An 18,621-nucleotide genomic window follows, 5' to 3' on the forward strand; every position below is an offset into this window, starting at 1 on the left:
CTCATAAATTTATAAATAGTAAATCCATATTGATATTTAAGTTGTTTCTTTTATTTCAATATATGAGTAGATATGTATTTTATGTATTTAATGCAATGGATTGTTAAATTAAATTTTTATTTATTGTTAATAATAAAGGCATTTATTATGTAGCAAATAAAATTAACATTAATAATGTTTATATTATGTATACATTTTTATTTTTAAGACCATACAATATTAATTGTAAAAATATTTAACCATATTCTGTTCACGATATTCCCTTGTTCACTAATCTTGAACAGATGCATATCGTGAACATGGAAAAATGAGAAAGATTGTTAGTAAGGATTGTACATGGGTTGTAGTATTCCAATTAATCAATGATTTTTGGAGTGGGTTGCTCAATTTATAAACCATTATCTATACCCTATTTAGCCCACTAAAATAAGTGAGCTAAATAAGGTTAATTTATCTCTTTTAGCGTAAACTCTGCACACTTTCTACTAAATTCGCCAACTGTGACACTACGCGATCGCCAATATCAGCATTATCGCCACCTAATGCTTTGTTGCGCATAAAATCTTTTTTGATTTGCTGCCAACGAATAGCATCTTGTTCGGTTAATGTGCCACGTATTTCCGCCAGTTTTAATAAGTTCTCTTCAGCACCCGTTGTGAGTAATTGGGCTTCGCCAAGATAGTGATCGTCGAGTAAGCGTTCAATTTCTTTCTCATTCATAACCGCAGAGACTTTTTCGCTTAATTTGTTCATATTGCGATAACTGCCTTGTAAGCGGAATGCAGGCTCAGTACGATATTTATCGGATTGTGCCGCACTTGCTATATATTGTTGATTTACTTTTAAAATCACATCACGCAAAGTAATTAGATGTTTTAATACCATCACAATTTCATTAATTTCCGCATCCGAATAAGGATAACTGAGGGAATTGGTTGAAACTGATTTACCCATGGCTTTATCAACAAAAAGATAGAGATCGTTTAGATCACGTAAAGCAAGGGGAGCAAGAACTGAGTTAGAGGTTAAGCTATTTTCAATATAACTGAGTGCAAAGGCGTCATCCATTCCCCCTAATACCTCACCAAGATTATAGATATCAGCACGGTTAGCTAACATATCAGGGATCTTAAATAGTTCACCAGACTCGGTATAAGGGTTACCGGCCATCACCACACAGAATTTTTTACCGCGCATATCATAGGTTCGGGTTTTCCCTTTCCAAACCCCTTCAATACGGCGTGTGCCATCACATAGCGAGATAAATTTTTGTAGGAATTCAGGGTGTGTATGCTGAATATCATCGACATACAACATCACATTATTGCCCATCTCAAGGGCAAGATTGAGTTTTTCTAGCTCTTGTTTTGCTGTTGCGTTTGGCGCTTGTTCGGGATCTAATGACAAAACATTATGACCTAAAGCAGGGCCATTTATTTTCATAAAGATCAGTCCCAAACGATCGGCTACATATTCCATTAAGGTCGTTTTACCGTAACCTGGTGGGGAGATCATTAATAATAATCCCATCAAGTCAGTGCGTTTCCCTTCACCTAATGCACCAATCTGTTTTGCCATATTGTCACCAATAATTGGCAAATAGACATCGTTAATTAGTTTATTACGCACAAATGAACTGAGAGGTTTTGCTTTAAACTCATCCAGTTTTAAACGCTGGCGCTCTTCAAGAACAATTTTTTGTCGTAAAGTCAGATAATGATTAAAGGCGGGAATAAAGGTTTTACGCTGTCCGCGCATACGACTGAAATAATCATCTAAACTCAATGAAAGTGTTTGATTTTCAATAGTAGGATGCTCACCTAATAATCCGTTTACCTTAAAGTATAAATCAACCTCGCTATAACGTGCAGAGGCGATTTTATCTAACATAATAATGGCAATTGCCCCCGGAATATAAGGGGTTAGATGAGCATAATCGGCTTGAGAGCACAATCCTTGTAGCCAATTTTGAATCAATGCCCAACGTTGTGCATAACGTGAGGCTAAATTTTGTTGTGAACGATTAAAATCAATCCACATATGAGCGGCTTCTAATCGGTTTTGTAAGGCAACAACGAGCTCTTTGGCATATTTACTGTAAACCAATTCTATTGGTGTTCTTGCTAGTGCAAAACTTAAATATTCAGCGGCTTGGATCGGAACATAAGATCCACATTTAATCGGATTATCAGTAAGGAATAGGCGGATATCTGCTTCTATTTCTGCCTGTAAATCAATTAATGCATCATCATTATGAAACAGTTGTTGAATATTCACTGCCGTTCGTGCGCGCTCTGGCCATAATGCTGGGTATTCATTAGTTTGTACTTTTTCCCAGAAAATAGCAGCAATTGCCCGTGCTGTTGGGTTATAACGAAGCAGATCAGCACTTTCACCTACAGGTAGAAGTTTCTTTAGAATGGCGATAGCATCATGATCGTGGATCCCTTTTTCATAGCCTTCTTTATAGCGAGGTGTTGCGAAATCACGTACTAACTTTTCTAATTTTTCAGGTACACTCAGTGCTTCTTTTAAGATTTCAAGGGTTAATCCATCTTGACGTTTTGATGCAGCATAGATAATTGAATAGGCGAGATATTCCGCACGATACACCGTTTCAGATTCTGAACTTAATGTCGCATTCCAGTAAGGGCGCAGTGTTTCAAGCTCTGGATGGTCGATTGGCTCTTGGAAATCGGTACCGGTTAGATATAACCAAAGCTTATCTTCTTTCGGTAAAATAGTAAGATCTAGCTCTTGTGTATTAACACTAAAACGGTGATGAGGGCCCAATTTAATAACATTGCCACCCTCTTCAAAGATATCCGTTTTATCACGTAAGATACGGATGGCTTGATCACGAGACGATTTAAGACGGGCATCAATATCATCTGCTTTAACGTTGTCATTGATTTCTCTTAGTTTTTCAATGATTTCACGTGTTTTTAATGCTAAAGGATCAGAGGCAAAAAAAGCATTTAATTCATCTTGTGATTGCAACCGAGTTGTTCTACGTTGCAGATTTTCTAAGAGACGATTAGCAGCAGTTAATAAGCTTTGTGAACGACGTTGACGATCATCAAGTAACGATTGTTTATGCGCCTCAAAAGTCTCTAATAACTCTTCACGTTTTGACAAGATATCATCAAGAAATTCATCATGCTGACTAAATTGGCTTTCTAATTCTTCTAGCTGTACTAGCAGTCGTGAAAGCTGCTCTTCACAACGTTCCGGATCTGTTGCCAGTGATAAAGCATTGGTGATCCCCTGACTAAATAGGCGGAATTGCGCACCAAATTGAGCGACGGTTTCTACGCTACTTTGTGATTTTCTTTTTTGCTGTAAGCGAGCTCGTGATTGATTGAGTTGTGCATAAATTTGGGAGATGGCATCAATAATCTGTGTTTGTTGCGTCACATCCTCAAAGGTAAGTGATGCCATCAGATTTGACAGCATGTCTAAATCTTCTGACATCTGCGCCATCTCATTCATTGGTACATCAAGCTGAGCACTGTTTTGTGCTTTTTCTATCTGTTGTTCAAAAGTAGTAAGCTGTGTTTTAAAAGGCTGTAGCGCTTTGTCGCTGGCAAGAAATTGGGCTGTGGCTTGCGAAACACGTTGCTGTGCCTCGGTTATTTCCGTTTCCATTTTATTTAATTGCGTTAAATCCATATAACGGAATTCACGCAAAGAAATAAGGTGTCCATGGTGTGTATTGAGCGAATTTAAACTATCAACAAATTGTTGAATATCGGTCCAACTATCAGGCAGTGTCAGTGATAACAGAGATTTCTGACGGTTGATCGCTTCTTGCATTGATTTCGCTGATTGTTGACGAATACTTTCGACTTTTTCATATTCATCAAGCACTAATTCACTTGTTTGAGCGATCTCTTTTAGTAAGGGGCCAATACCTAGACAGTGTTCATCATTAAACCAGTAATAGAGATCTAATAAGCTTTTTGGTTGTTGGCTAAGTTGCTCATAACGAGCGATGGAAACTTGGCTACCTTCAATTTCTTTGGCGACATGTAAAATTTCTGAGATCCCGCGAACTAAATCGGCATTACCAATACGCCCATAAAAGCCGTTTCGTGGCGGTTGTTTATCGGCAAATTCTTCAGAATAGAAGGGCGTTTGCCAAACTTGCATCGGGTGAACACGGGTAGCTTCTTCGCCTTCCCCTTCAAATAGCACCATTTTGCCATCTTCTAGCATGGCATAGCCATGACCGACCAATGGTGTCGCCAATTTACGCTCAATCATATTGTAATTAAATAGCGCGAGACGACCTTGTGTCGGTGAATAGAAGACATACAGCACATCTTCACCGTTAGGTGAACGACGCAAACGACGAAAATACATACCTTCCATTGGTTGATCAAAGGTTTTGTAATCGCCATTTTGTAGATAGTAGCCGCCGGGAAAAATGATACCGTGATCTTCCGGAAGTTGCACACAAGCTTGCCCAATGGCATCAATACGCTGAACACTTTGTGTTAGTGTGTTATAGACTAAATAACGCCAATTCTCTTCGCGGTAAGGAAGCACTTTTAATAAAATTAAACTGCCAGTTTGTGCATATTCAATTTGTGCATCATCAAGGGACTGGTTTTTATCTAAGACCGCTTCACGATAAATTCCTAAACCATCTTCGGTATTGTTTTCACATTTGACAGTCAAATCGCCACCGGTGGTTTCTACAAAGACTGTATCTAAAATGTTGATATGAGGAAAACGCCCATTTACCGTATCTTCACGTTGTGTTTTTATCCAATCAAAATCGTAAGCAGGGGGGAGTGCTATATCGCGTTCGCCACGATTATCAATATATTCAATACGTTGTTTGTCACTGGATATCGACCAACGGAAGACGCGTACATCGGTAATACGATCGCCAATTTGAAAACTAGCGAGTAATTTACCATCACGCTCAACTAGCTGTAGTAGTTGCGTATTTTTATAGTAAGTGTATAGCTCGGTAAAATCTTGGATAAAGCGATTATCATTTAAAAAAGTGCCTTCATAAGCAACCGCTTCAACATCAAACTCGCCATTATTATCAATTAAGCGATAAAGTGAAAAAACATCTTCAAGGTGCGTTTCTCGTTTTAAACCGAGGAAAACGTTATAACCAAATAGTAACCATTCACCAACGCGAACAATATCTCTTGCTTGGCAATTATTCTCTGTTCGAATACGAATACGGCCAATGATATCCATTTGGCTTTGACCAAATTCAGCTAATCGATGCTGATTGAGTTCAGTGGCTTTTACATGTAACTGCTGACCTTGCTCGGTAAGGCGTTTACGCAATATTTCATATGCGCCACCTTGTGCAACAGCGCTATCAAGTATTTCCTGTTCGCGATTCGTATCATGAATATCAGACATGGTATAACGGATTTCCTTGGCTTAAACGATAGAAACAATCGAAAAGACATAGAGAATTTCTCTATGTCTTTTCCTCTCCTTTTAGAGCGATATTAATCTTCTTTTGGGGTGTCTGATTTTGCTGTGACTTCTTTGATCAGTTGACCCGCACCTTTAGTCGCCATAAATCCATTAATTAATTCTTGAACTTCTGGATTTTTTAGCAGTGAAGCAACATCTAAATTTTTATCTTGTTGAGTACGATTAATCAATTTCTCAACGTTCTCTTTGGCAAAGCTACTTTTATCCATAAAACCATCAACCGCTTTACCTAAGCTCAGTGCTTTAGAGAAGGTATTAAAGAAGTTGCCATCACCACCGACAATTTCAATATTCGTTTTGCTCAGTGCAGCTGCTAATACATCTGCTTGCTCACGGGCAATCTCTTTATTTGCTTCAATAGAAGCCATGGCTTGTTCAAATTGTTTTTCAAGGCGCATACGGAACTCTTCATGAGCACGAGCAGTATCACTGAGGTGATCCATTGACTTGAATTTATCTGTTAAACCGTCAGCTTCTGCTTTCAGACGTTGGCGGATCACTTCTGCTTGTGCTGAACCTAATTGACCTTCACCACGCGCTTGAGCAGCCAGTTTTTCTTCAAGAATTTTCGCATCAGCAAGACCCAGTTTTTCTTTGGCATTCGCTTGTTGCTCTTCACCGCGAGCTTGAGCTGCTAATTTCTCTTCAAGAATTTTCGCTTCAGCAAAACCTTGTTGTTGTTGCGCTTGTGCTTTTGCTTCCATGACTTGCGCTTCGCTTAAGCCTTTTTCTTTCAAGCCACGCGCTTGTGCCAACAGCTGTTCCGCTGTGATATTGGCTTGTACTAAACCTTCTTTTTCTTCTGCTTCGGCAGTTGCTTGACGAACACGTGCTTCGGCAAGGCCTAATGCTGCGTGTTCAGCCTCGATCCCTTCAGCTAAGCGTTTTTTCGCTTCAGCTTGTTTCACAGAGGCTTCTAATTCTGCTTTTGCCATGGTGCTGATTTCTTCAGCTTTATGTTTCGCACTTGATTCATCCGCTTCGGCTTTTTTCACTTGGCGTACTAAAGATTCTTCGGCTTCAGCTTGCGCATTAATCACCGTCACTTGGCGCATACGCTCAGCTTCTGAGACTTCACGTACTTCTTTAATTCGCTCTTCTTCTTGTGCGACCGTTTTTTCAACAGCAACACGCTCGCGGATCACATTTGAAATATTTTTGCGCTCTTCTTCTAACGCTTTTTCTTTTTCAATACGTTGTAGTTCAACTTCTCGCTCACGAGCGACAATTTCTAATTCACGGGCACGATTAACACGCTCTTGCTCGATAGCTACCGCTCTGGTGCGGTTTTGTTGCGCGACTTCGACTTCACGCATACGGTTTTCTTCTCGTATTTCAATTTCTTGCTGAGTTTGAATACGAGCTTGCTCTGCTTTTAGACGCTCTTCTTCTTGTACTCGTAAGGTTTCTGAACTTTCACGGGCACGGATATTATCAATTTCACGCTGTTGGCGAGCTTCTGCATCTGCTTGTTGGCGCTCTAAAGCCAGACTTGCTTCGCGAGTTTCAACATTTTTCTTTTGAATCGCTAACTCTTGGTCACGCTCTTTTTGATTCGTTTCGATATTATGTATTGCAGTAATTTCGGTAATTTTGCGAATACCTTCTGAATCAAAAATATTATTTGGATCAAGGGCTGATTTAGGGGTCTGCTCTAAATAGTCGATGGCCACATCTTCTAACGCATAACCATTGAGATCTTTACCAATCACATCAACAATACGATCACGGAAATTTTGTCTATCTTCAAATAATTTCGATAACTCAAATTGTTTGCCGACGGTTTTTAAGGCTTCAGAGAATTTAGCACTAAATAATGTACTCACGGCTTGATGATCTGATGCTCTATCTACACCAATCGCTTTAGCGACTTTTAATACATCTTCCGTCGTTTCATTAACACGCAGGTAGAAGGCGACAGTAATATCTGCACGTAAATTATCTTGGCAAATTAATCCATCTTTACCACGGCGATCGACTTCTAAGGTTAAAAGCGAAATACGCATAAACTCTTTTTTGTAGATAACCGGATAAACTAAAGCCCCAGTAAAATGAACTTTAGGTTGTGATGTCATGTCGTTAACAATTAATGCTGTACCTTGTGGAACCTTAATATAAAACGCTTTGAATAAACCAAAGAGTCCTAAAATAACTAAGATCACACAGCCAATAATTGTTAAGAAAGGCATAACGAAAGCCAAATCCATACATTTTTCTCCATAGGTTCAGACGATGTCGTCATTTTTAATCTTAATGTGTCTGTTAACTTATTTTCCTTTCACCGAATTTATCATTAGCGGTGAAATTCATCTTCCGTTACGACTTGATAACTATGAGTAGGCGCGTCATAACTAATAATAATTACGCTATCCCCTCGTTTAATATTTTCTGTTGCTGGCGCTCTGATCTGTAAAATTAAACCGGCACCACCATCTTCTAATAGGGCTTCACCTTTATTTTCTGTGACATATTCGGAGCGTACTACAGCAAATTTTCCTACTAGTTGGTGAACTGATTTAGGTTTGCTACGAGAAATGAGCTTATTGCGGATTGGTTTTAAGCATAGCGCTGTTAAATTAAGAGAAACAAAGCTGATGATAATAAAAGCAATAAAGCCGATAACATAACGCAATAAATCTGTTTCAATAAAACGAATAAACCAATGTACGCAAAAGTAACTAATAAACCAGCCGAACAAAGTGAAGAAGGTTAATATAATGGTTACCGGAATGCCGGCAAGCCCTAATTTAGTTAGCCAACCCGCAAGGCCCGTCGCATCGACATCTAATTCGCTATCGATATTAAATAAATCGATATCTAATAGTCCAAAAGCAGCACATAGCCAATAAAAGAGGATAATAATAAGTAAGGCACTAAAGATAATGCTAGGAAAGGCTAAGCTATTTTGGAAAAAAAGGTTCATAAAGCGTTCTCTTAAATTAACGAGATGAGCGTGTCTCTTTTAGGTTAATACTAATAATACTATGTTAAATGGTTGCAAAAACATGTGGTTGAGAACACATTTTGTCTATCTTAATTTATTTTTATGTTCATTGGTAGTTAAGATAAATGACTGAGATAGCAATGAGATAGTATTAATTCTTCTGTATTAGAAAATCAGATCATTCTTTAAAAAAGATAAAAGTGATTTTACTCTGATGGAAATACCTTATCTTAAGGTAATAATTATTTTGTTGTGCAAAAAATAAATATATTGAGTGAATATTCTATTTCATTAAGAAGATAGGAGTATTGTTGAAAAATACTGAAGAAAAGATCGACTAAAAATAGTAACCACAATAAAAAATGGGTAATAATATTAAATGATTTTTTTTAGTTGATAAAAATGATAAATTTATTGCTGTCATAGAACTAAAAGCTCACCAATAAAAGGATATTTTATGCGTAAGTTAGTCGTTGGTTTGGTTTTGCTTCTTATCATTATTTTTGTTGTATTGATTAATTCTTATAATAAAATCCAGAAGAATGACGAGTTAGTTACTGCGGCGGCATCAGAATTATTAAATCAATATCAACGTCGTTTAGATTTGATCCCTAATCTAGTCAATACAGTTAAAGGGTACTCAAATTATGAAAGCCAAGTATTACAAGATGTTGTAAAGGCAAGAGCGTCTGTTGGACAAATTAATGTCAATACGCGTTTATTTGAAAATTCTACACTTGCTACCAGTTATCAAAAAGCACAGGATGATTTGGGAAAATCTTTATCACGTCTTTTAGCTATTTCAGAAAGATATCCTGACTTGAAAGCTAACACATTATATCAAGATCTGATGGTGCAATTAGAGGGAGCCGAAAATCGTATCTCTGTTGCTAGAGGGCGATATATCGAGGCAGTTCGTCATTATAATACTCAGATTAGACAGTTTCCTTATAACTTCATAGCTATCGTTATGGGATATGATAAAAAAGTCAATTTCACTGTTGAGAGTGAACAGGAAATAAAAGTAACACCAGTGGTGGACTTTGCCTCATGATACGTAAGGTTTTATTCTTATTCTCATTGTTCTTATTTAGCTTTAGCGTGATAGTGAGTGCATCAGCGAATGATATTCCTCAACTAAAAACAGATAGAGTGATTGATAGTGCAAATTTATTGACTGCACAACAATTCAAAGCGTTAAATACTTTATTGGTTAACTTCGAAAATAGTCGTAATGATGGATCACAATTTGTTGTCTATATCGTTCCAACGACAGGGAAAGAAACCATCGAATCCTTTGCTTTTCGTGTTTTTAATCAATGGAAGATAGGCAGAAAAGGGAAAGATAATGGATTATTGCTCGTGGTGGCAATTAATGATCGTAATGTTCGTTTTGAAGTCGGGTATGGCTATGAGGGAGCATTAACTGATGTACTGGCAGGACGAATTATTCGCAATGAAATGTTGCCATTTTTTCGTTCAAATAATTATTATGCAGGCATCGAACAAGGGGTTAAAAATGCTATTCAAGCCGTTAATCATGAACCAATAAGTTTCACTAACTCACAGATAAATACTAATACACTTAAAATATTCCACACACATTTTATCCTAATTTATTTGGTAATATTAGGCGGTGTTTATTGGTTTCAGTTGATATTCTCGACGCGAAAAATAAAAACCAAAATTAATCAATTATTAGCGCCTAGAGGAAGAAAAAAGAAAAATCCAGCAGACCAAAAAGGTAAGTTAAGTATAAAGCAACGTAAACAGTTGAAAAATTATCTGCAATATTCGTACTATTTTCCTACATTTTCAACGTTATTTTTCCCCATGACACTCTGTTTTGCGGCGGCGATGTTTTATACACAAGTCTTTCTTGATGGTATTATTGATAATTTTGTTTTAGTGATAATAGTCATATTGTCATTATTATGTAATTTTATCGTATTAGTGGTTTTATTTGGTATTATCAACCTGTTATTTCCAATTTATCGGCAACAACGAAAAGAATGGAAAGCGATTTGTGTCGCTAGTCCGTTTGGTTCACCGTTTAATCAACTGCCATATTCAAAACGTATTCGTAGACGTAGTGGTTATTCAGGCTCTGGTGGTTATTCGAGTTCGTCTTATTCATCAAGTTCATCAAGTTCATCCAGCTCTTCTAGTTCTTCTAGTTCTTCTAGCGGTGGCGGCGGTGGTTCGAGTGGTGGTGGGGGTGCTTCAGGGAGTTGGTAGAGGAATATGTCGCTATTTTTATCTTATGATGCAATCACCAGAGCGTAATCTGCATGTTGTGAAAAGGCTATTAGGGCATGCCAGTATTACATCGATATTAGAATACATTGATGAAAGTGTTGATAACTTGCGAGATATACTTGAAGCGGAATTGATGGGGCGAGAATATTAGAAGTAGTATTTGACTACGATATAAGTAAATGCGGTAGAGAGTAGTAAAAATAAAAAAAAACAGCCTTGCAAAACAAGCCTGTTTTATTTAAGAGTTTCAATATAAGATGATAATATCAAAATATATTTTTCTAACCCTTAGTTGTTCTCTCAGCTATTTAAATTGCTGATTAACAAGTTTTAAAATGGTGCCCGGACTCGGAATCGAACCAAGGACACGGGGATTTTCAATCCCCTGCTCTACCGACTGAGCTATCCGGGCAACGAGGCGCATTAAACCGTATTCAGCGTGATGCGTCAACGTCTTTTTAATAAAAAATGCAAAAATAAGTTTGTTTGCTCTCTTTTTATTCTATTTGAGTCTGATTTTTCAGCACAAGCGATTTTCTAATAAAAAATGCTTAAATAACAATCAGTAAAGATAGTCCATTTTTATCTTTTAAAGAGATATTTTTCCTTTGCTTATCACTTAACCGCTTTGCTCTTCCTCTCATCGAGAGTAATGGAATAAGAGAACGAAATGAGCAATTACTCTAATTGCAATATTGATATGCAATCAGCTTAGCGCACCATTTTTACGACATTGGGCGATTTTAAGAATATCTTGAGCTAATAGTTTTGCTGTCGTGATATCGTCAGCACGACGATTGACCATTAAGCGACTTAAACAGCCTTCTAAGATGAGTTCCATTTGTTTAGCAACTAACTCACTATCTTCAAGATCAAGCTTGCGTAGTAGCATTCTAGAGTATTCAAATGAGCTTTGCTTTTGGCGCTGGCTTAACTGATGGATTTGTGAATGCTCATCAGGATAAGCACTACAAGCAGCAACAAACAAACAGCCTGGAAAACGATTTTTTTCTAAGCGCATAGCCAGCTGATCGTAACGTGCTAGTAATTTTTGCTCTGTGGTCAGCGTTTCATCTAATATCACTTGACGTTGCCAAATATCAATTTGCTGTCCATGATGGCGTAGACAATCAAAAATTAACGCGTCTTTATCAGGCCAAAAAGGTTGGAGTTCAGATTCAGTAATATCAAATCCCTGCAATAACTCAGGCAACGTAGCGGCAAGCCCATGTTGCTCTAATTGGATAAGTACGTGGTCTAATAATGCTTCACGTTGCACGGAAATCTCCTTAAATCATAGTGTCGCAAGAGCACCATAATTAACAGATTTTAATCAGAAATGAAAGTAACAGCCGCGAGTGGGGTAGTGTCAAAATGAAATCCCCTCATCCATTTGGGTGAGGGGACTTATTTTTATATCTAGTTAAAAAGTAAAGCTTTTTGCAATGTCTTTTTAAATATTGGTTTTAAACTACAAAATCATACCGCCGAAGAGGAAACCAAATCCGACCGCTAATATCACACCGATAGTACCAGGAATAAAGAATGGATGGTTAAAGACTAATTTACCAATACGAGTTGTACCCGTATCATCCATTTGAACAGCAGCAACCAGTGTTGGGTAAGTTGGTAGAATAAATAGACCAGAAACTGCTGAGAATGATGCAATCGCTGTTAATGGAGAAACACCTAAAGCTAAAGCCATTGGCATTAACGCTTTTGCTGTTGCCGCTTGTGAATATAATAAGGCAGAGCAGAAGAAGAAAATAACCGCTAATAACCAAGGATGACCTGTGATTAAATCACCGGCAGTCAGTTTGATCCAATCGATATTACTTGAAACGAAAGTATCACCTAACCAAGCAACACCCAGAATACAAATACATGCACTCATACCTGCTTTAAATGTACTTGAGTTTAAGATGTTATCTGTTTTAACTTTACAGAAAACAGTGATAAGGGTTGCCACACTCAGCATAATGATAAGGATAGCGTTAGTGGTGTTCATTAACGGCTCTTTTACAATGCCTAAACTTGGGCTATTGATAATGGCATAAGTGACCACACAAATAACACCAAGTAAGAATAGCATTACAGAAGATTTAGCACCCGGTAATGTTTCTCTACGCTCTTTACTATTACGTAATTCAACTAGACCTTGCTCTAAACGTTGACGATAAATCGCATCATCAGACAGTTTTGAGTTAAATACCCAAGAGATGATGAATGACATCAGAATAATAGCAAGGAAGGTCGCTGGTAATAAAATAGATAACAGAGTGATATAACTTACTGTATTACCTTCACCGACCATTGCAGGGTTTTCCATGACTGATGCCATATAAACAACCGCAGCAGAAATAGGTGATGCTGTAATACCAATTTGCGCAGCAACCACACCTGTTGATAATGGGCGACAAGGTTTGATGCCTTGCTCTTTAGCAACTTCAGCAATAACGGGTAATGTAGCTAAAGAGATATTACCTGTACCTGCAAAGAGAGTTAATAAATAAGTCACAATTGGCGCAAGTATTGTGATGTATTTAGGATTACGTCTTAATAGTTTTTCTGTTTGATCAACTAAATAATCTAAACCACCAGCAACCTGCATCGCAGAGATTGCGGCAATAACAGCCATAATGATGGAGATCACATCAAAAGGGATAGTACCTGGTTTAACACCGATAGCGGCTAATACTAACACCCCTAAACCACCGGCAAACCCGATACCAATTCCTCCTAGTCTCGCACCGAGGAAAATGGCCAGCAGAACGATAATCAATTCTACGGCTAACATAGCGTTTACTCCTTGAGATAATTAAAAAAATGAGAAAGATAAGTTAAATTTTTGTTTTTACAATCAAGTAAAAAGGCACGTCTCTTAAAGAGTCCGTGCCTTGTATTTTTAAGAGCTCATTCTTATGTTTAACATGATTATGTTATGAAACATAAATATTAATCATCGAAGCGTTTTGCTTTGTAAGCCGGGTGTTTTAGGTTCTCAACAGAGAAGATATCATCCAGTTGTTCTTCAGTTAATAAGCCACGTTCTAATACCACTTCACGTACGCTCTTACCTGTTTCTGCACAAATTTTACCAACGATGTCGCCGTTGTGGTGACCGATGAATGGGTTTAGATAAGTTACGATACCGATTGAGCTAAATACGAAGTGTTCACAGATTTCTTTATTAGCAGTGATACCATCAACACATTTTTCAACTAAGTTACGGCAAGCGTTGCTTAATAGAGAAATTGATTCAAACATTGCTTGACCAATAGCCGGTTCCATTACGTTTAATTGTAATTGACCTGCTTCAGCTGCCATGGTGACGCAAGTATCATTACCGATAACTTTAAAGCAAGCTTGGTTCACAACTTCTGGGATAACTGGGTTTACTTTAGCTGGCATGATTGAAGAACCTGCTTGTAATTCTGGCAGGTTAATTTCTTTCAGGCCGGCACGAGGACCAGAAGAAAGTAAACGTAAGTCATTACAGATTTTAGACATTTTCACTGCTAGACGTTTTAATGCAGCGTGAACCATCACGTAAGCACCACAGTCAGAGGTTGCTTCGATTAAGTCTTCAGCTGGAACGCAAGGTAAACCAGTTACTTCTGCTAATTTTTCAACAGCTAATTTTTGGTAGCCAGGTGCAGTATTTAAACCAGTACCGATAGCAGTTGCACCTAAGTTCATTTCTAACAGTAATTCAGCAGTACGTTTTAGGTTTTTGATTTCTTCTTTCATTAATACTGAGAAAGCGTGGAATTCTTGGCCTAAAGTCATTGGTACAGCATCTTGTAATTGAGTACGACCCATTTTCAGGATGTCTTCAAATTCAGTTGCTTTTCTATCAAAACCTGCTTTCAGTAGCTCAATAGACTCAGTTAATTTAATAACAGAGTTATAAACTGCGATACGGAAACCACAAGGATAAGCGTCGTTTGTTGATTGGCTCTTATTCACGTGATCGTTAGGGTTCAGATATTGATATTCACCTTTTTGATGACCCATTAATTCCAAACCGATGTTTGCGATAACTTCGTTAGTATTCATGTTTAATGAAGTACCAGCACCACCTTGGAATACATCAACTGGGAATTGATCCATGTGTTTGCCTGTTTCTAAAACAACATCACAGGCTTTGATAATCGTATCAGCGATTTCGCGAGGAATAGTGTGAAGCTCTTTGTTTGCTAATGCAGCGGCTTTTTTCACCATGACCATACCGCGGATGAATTCTGGAACATCATTGATTGTACGATCACTGATGTAGAAGTTTTCAATTGCACGTAAAGTGTGGACGCCGTAGTAAGCATCAGCAGGAACTTCTCTTTTACCTAACAGGTCTTCTTCGATACGAGTTTTATTTGACATGAGAACCTTCTTATTAAAATTTTAACTGTCTAGTTATGCGCTTGTTAATAAAATATATCGTTAACGGTTAATAATGTAATATAACTTACCGTTTTGCTTGGTACTGACACGATCATATTCGGGTTGTAAGCAAATACCTTTAAGCTGGATCACTTTATAAGTAAATAACGCTGAATTATTTTCTTTTTGTGATCTATCTCATGGATTTTACAGTTCTACTTCTCTTTTTATGCTCCCTTGAAAAGGAGGATTAGGCTCCCCATTATTATGTAGATAAACTAAGAAAAAGCGAGTGTATAAGCTGTTAGCTTAGAGGTGGTTCACACTCCTTTCTATTAATAATATGAATCTTTTTTATAAAAGGAGAACCAAGTGCGTTGGCTCCCATTAATTGTTATCTGCCTTCTTATTTATATAGAAGCTGTGATTTTTGTGCATGTTGCCTCTTCAATTGGCGTTCTTACAACCCTATTCCTAGTGGTACTGACTTCTTGTGTCGGGATCTCTTTGGTCAAAAATCAAGGTGTGAAAAATATTGCTTCAATGCAACAAAAATTAGCCATGGGAGAAGTGCCTGCGGCTGAAATGGTGAAAAGCGTTTCGTTGGTGTTGGCAGGGATTTTGTTATTGATCCCTGGCTTCTTTACTGATTTCCTCGGCTTACTTTTATTGTTACCCCCATTACAAGCGCTATTGGTAACAAAACTGATTACGCGTATCAAAATTTATACCCCCGGACAGGGTGGAAATGGCTTTTCTTCCCATCAAGGTGGGAGTACTTTTGAAGGTGAATATCAACGTAAAGAAGATTCACCTAGTAAGCAACTGAATAATAAGGATGAACATCAGGATAATGACCATTTTTCTGATAAAAAATAATTAACTATAAGCATAATCATCTAAAAAGGGGATTTTTTGAAAAAAAACACTTTTCTCCCCCTTGAAGTTTTATTGGATGCCCCCACTTGTATCGTCATGGTACTGGTTCATCTTAGGCACTGGTATCAACCTTAATCCTGATATGGACTTTTTTATAGGAGATCTATTAATGAAGATTCGTCCATTACATGACCGTGTTATTGTTAAACGTAAAGAAGTCGAAGCTAAATCAGCAGGTGGTATCGTACTGACTGGCTCTGCAGCGGGTAAATCAACTCGTGGCGAAATCTTAGCAGTTGGTAACGGCCGTATTATGGAAAACGGTGAAGTCAAACCACTCGATGTTAAAGTTGGCGATATCGTAATTTTTAACGATGGTTATGGTGTTAAATCAGAAAAAATTGATAACGAAGACGTGCTTATCATGTCTGAAAGCGACATTTTAGCAATTGTAGAAGCATAATTTTTCTCTTTTAAGATCTTCTTAAACTGAACGAATTCAAAGGAAATATACGATGGCAGCTAAAGACGTCAAATTCGGTATAGACGCTCGTAATAAAATGTTACGTGGTGTTAATGTTCTTGCAGATGCAGTTAAAGTAACTTTAGGCCCTAAAGGTCGTAACGTTGTTTTAGATAAATCTTTCGGTGCACCTGTTATCACTAAAGACGGTGTTTCTGTTGCCCGTGAAATCGAATTAGAAGATAAATTCGAGAATATGGGTGCTCAGATGGTGAAAGAAGTTGCTTCTAAAGCTAATGATGCGGCAGGTGACGGTACTACAACTGCAACAGTGTTAGCACAAGCAATTATCGCCGAAGGCTTAAAAGCAGTTGCCGCTGGCATGAACCCTATGGATCTGAAACGCGGTATCGATAAAGCCGTTGTGGGCGCAGTAGAAGAACTGAAAAAACTGTCTGTTCCATGTTCAGATACTAAAGCTATTGCTCAAGTAGGTACTATTTCTGCTAACTCTGATGAAACCGTTGGTACTCTGATTGCTCAAGCAATGGAAAAAGTGGGTAAAGAAGGTGTCATCACTGTAGAAGAAGGTACTGGCTTAGAAGATGAGCTGGATGTTGTTGAAGGTATGCAGTTTGACCGCGGTTACCTGTCTCCTTACTTCATCAACAAACCAGAAACAGGTACAGCTGAGTTAGAAAATCCATTCATCCTATTAGTTGATAAAAAAGTCTCTAATATCCGTGAATTACTTCCTGTTTTAGAAGGTGTTGCTAAAGCAAACAAACCTCTGCTGATCATTGCAGAAGATGTTGAAGGTGAAGCACTGGCAACATTAGTCGTCAACAACATGCGTGGTATCGTGAAAGTTGCTGCGGTTAAAGCACCAGGTTTTGGTGATCGCCGTAAAGCAATGTTACAAGATATCGCTATTCTAACTAATGGTACTGTGATTTCTGAAGAAATCGGTATGGAGTTAGAAAAAGCAACGCTGGAAGATTTAGGCCAAGCGAAACGTGTTGTTATCAACAAAGATACGACAACCATCATCGATGGTCTGGGTGAACAAGAGGCTATCAGTGGCCGTGTTGCTCAAATTCGTCAACAAATCGAAGATGCAACTTCAGATTACGATCGTGAAAAACTGCAAGAGCGTGTGGCTAAATTAGCTGGCGGTGTTGCGGTAATTAAAGTCGGTGCGGCAACTGAAGTTGAAATGAAAGAAAAACGTGCTCGTGTTGATGATGCTCTGCATGCAACTCGCGCAGCAGTTGAAGAAGGCGTTGTTGCTGGTGGTGGTACTGCACTTGTTCGCGTTGCTAATGCGCTGCGTGAAATGACAGGTGATAACGAAGAACAAACGGTTGGTATCCGTGTTGCACTACGTGCAATGGAAGCGCCAATGCGTCAAATCGTTGCTAACGCAGGTGAAGAGCCTTCTGTGGTAGTTAACGATGTGAAAGCAGGCCAAGGTAACTACGGTTATAACGCTGCAACAGAAGCTTATGGCGATATGATTGAAATGGGTATCTTAGATCCAACTAAAGTGACTCGTTCTGCTCTGCAATTCGCAGCTTCTATCGCAGGTCTGATGATCACCACTGAAGCTATGGTGACAGATTTACCTAAAGACGAAAAAATGGATTTAGGTGCTGCTGGTGGAATGGGCGGCATGGGTGGAATGGGCGGCATGATGTAATTCATCAGCTAGCTGTTTTACACCAAAAACCCGAGCTTAGGCTCGGGTTTTTTTACATAATAAGTCGTTCTGGCTGTTTATATCATTTTTATCCAAAGCACCGTAAAACCCCGTCCTTCAGGCCGGGGATATAAGGCGCGGTTTTTTAACTAACTCGGTGTTTCCTGTTGCTCAATGTACTGGCGGATAATGGATATTGGTGCGCCACCACAACTCCCCGCGAAATAACTCGGCGACCAAAGAACCCCCTTGTAGTAATCACGTTGGGCAATATCAGGACGATCACGTCGAAGTAATCGACTCGATACCCCTTTAAGGCTGTTAACCAGATTAGATATCGCCAGTTTTGGCGGGTAATTAATCAATAAATGAACGTGATCCCGTTCCCCATCCATTTCAACCAGTTCAACATCAAAATCAGCACAAACACTGGCAAAGTAGCCTCGCAATTTTTCAATTGCATCCTGATCAAATATTTTTCGCCGGTATTTTGTGACAAAGACCAAATGGACGTGCATCAGG

Annotated in this window: 13 protein-coding genes and 1 tRNA gene; 6 read left to right on the forward strand and 8 right to left on the reverse strand. The window is 38.4% G+C overall.

Annotated elements, in window-relative coordinates; genetic code table 11:
- Positions 1-459 precede the first annotated feature (459 nt).
- The 3 genes from AACU95_RS05090 to AACU95_RS05100 form a co-directional block, all read right to left on the reverse strand.
- On the reverse strand, positions 460-5,394 hold the full coding sequence (locus AACU95_RS05090) for a DNA repair ATPase (RefSeq protein ID WP_017628521.1): 4,935 nt from the start codon (positions 5,392-5,394) through the stop codon (positions 460-462).
- Positions 5,395-5,486: 92 nt separating this feature from the next.
- Positions 5,487-7,682 (reverse strand): hypothetical protein, encoded by a 2,196-nt coding sequence (locus AACU95_RS05095; RefSeq protein WP_004250158.1) that lies wholly within the window; start codon positions 7,680-7,682, stop codon positions 5,487-5,489.
- Positions 7,683-7,768: 86 nt separating this feature from the next.
- Positions 7,769-8,398, reverse strand: a complete 630-nt coding sequence (locus AACU95_RS05100; RefSeq protein ID WP_012368448.1) for an OB-fold-containig protein — start codon at positions 8,396-8,398, stop codon at positions 7,769-7,771.
- A gap of 478 nt (positions 8,399-8,876) precedes the next feature.
- Here AACU95_RS05100 and AACU95_RS05105 point away from each other — a divergent pair, with 478 nt between their 5' ends.
- Genes AACU95_RS05105 through AACU95_RS05115 form a run of 3 tightly spaced genes read left to right on the forward strand, consistent with a single transcriptional unit; the run spans position 8,877 to position 10,829 of the window.
- Positions 8,877-9,473, forward strand: a complete 597-nt coding sequence (locus tag AACU95_RS05105) for a LemA family protein (RefSeq protein ID WP_004245783.1) — start codon at positions 8,877-8,879, stop codon at positions 9,471-9,473.
- On the forward strand, positions 9,470-10,657 hold the full coding sequence (locus AACU95_RS05110) for a TPM domain-containing protein (protein ID WP_004245782.1): 1,188 nt from the start codon (positions 9,470-9,472) through the stop codon (positions 10,655-10,657). The genes AACU95_RS05105 and AACU95_RS05110 overlap by 4 nt, the downstream gene beginning before the upstream one ends.
- Positions 10,638-10,829, forward strand: coding sequence for an integrase (locus tag AACU95_RS05115; RefSeq protein ID WP_223307207.1), 192 nt, complete (start codon positions 10,638-10,640; stop codon positions 10,827-10,829). Before AACU95_RS05110 ends, AACU95_RS05115 begins: the two co-directional genes overlap by 20 nt.
- A 185-nt stretch (positions 10,830-11,014) precedes the next feature.
- Here AACU95_RS05115 and AACU95_RS05120 read toward each other — a convergent pair.
- From AACU95_RS05120 to aspA, 4 genes are all read right to left on the reverse strand, one after another.
- Positions 11,015-11,090: transfer RNA gene (locus AACU95_RS05120), tRNA-Phe, on the reverse strand.
- 294 nt (positions 11,091-11,384) lie between these two features.
- Positions 11,385-11,957 carry a division control transcriptional repressor DicD gene (gene dicD, locus AACU95_RS05125; protein WP_004245723.1) on the reverse strand — a complete coding sequence of 191 codons (573 nt, stop codon included), beginning with the start codon at positions 11,955-11,957 and terminating at the stop codon, positions 11,385-11,387.
- A gap of 192 nt (positions 11,958-12,149) precedes the next feature.
- The gene (locus AACU95_RS05130) at positions 12,150-13,475 is read right to left on the reverse strand and encodes an anaerobic C4-dicarboxylate transporter (RefSeq protein ID WP_004245722.1); all 1,326 of its coding nucleotides are present in this window, start codon (positions 13,473-13,475) and stop codon (positions 12,150-12,152) included.
- 158 nt (positions 13,476-13,633) lie between these two features.
- Entirely contained in the window at positions 13,634-15,058 is a 1,425-nt protein-coding gene (gene aspA / locus AACU95_RS05135) for an aspartate ammonia-lyase (RefSeq protein WP_004245720.1), read from the reverse strand.
- Between the two features lie 372 nt (positions 15,059-15,430).
- On the opposite strand from aspA, the gene AACU95_RS05140 reads away from it, so the two are divergent.
- The 3 genes from AACU95_RS05140 to groL all read left to right on the forward strand — a co-directional run bounded on the left by AACU95_RS05140 (position 15,431) and on the right by groL (position 18,099).
- Entirely contained in the window at positions 15,431-15,937 is a 507-nt protein-coding gene (locus AACU95_RS05140; protein WP_004245719.1) for an FxsA family protein, read from the forward strand.
- 169 nt (positions 15,938-16,106) lie between these two features.
- Positions 16,107-16,400, forward strand: a complete 294-nt coding sequence (locus AACU95_RS05145; RefSeq protein ID WP_004249265.1) for a co-chaperone GroES — start codon at positions 16,107-16,109, stop codon at positions 16,398-16,400.
- Positions 16,401-16,452: 52 nt separating this feature from the next.
- Positions 16,453-18,099: a chaperonin GroEL gene (gene groL / locus AACU95_RS05150; RefSeq protein ID WP_004245716.1), complete on the forward strand. Its 1,647-nt coding sequence runs from the start codon at positions 16,453-16,455 to the stop codon at positions 18,097-18,099.
- A gap of 149 nt (positions 18,100-18,248) precedes the next feature.
- On the opposite strand, the gene tnpA is transcribed toward groL, so the two are convergent.
- Positions 18,249-18,617 (reverse strand): IS200/IS605 family transposase, encoded by a 369-nt coding sequence (gene tnpA, locus AACU95_RS05155; RefSeq protein WP_023843551.1) that lies wholly within the window; start codon positions 18,615-18,617, stop codon positions 18,249-18,251.
- Positions 18,618-18,621: the final 4 nt, after the last annotated feature.

It is taken from the genome of Proteus sp. G4415 (genome assembly GCF_963896075.1).
GTDB lineage: Bacteria > Pseudomonadota > Gammaproteobacteria > Enterobacterales > Enterobacteriaceae > Proteus > Proteus mirabilis.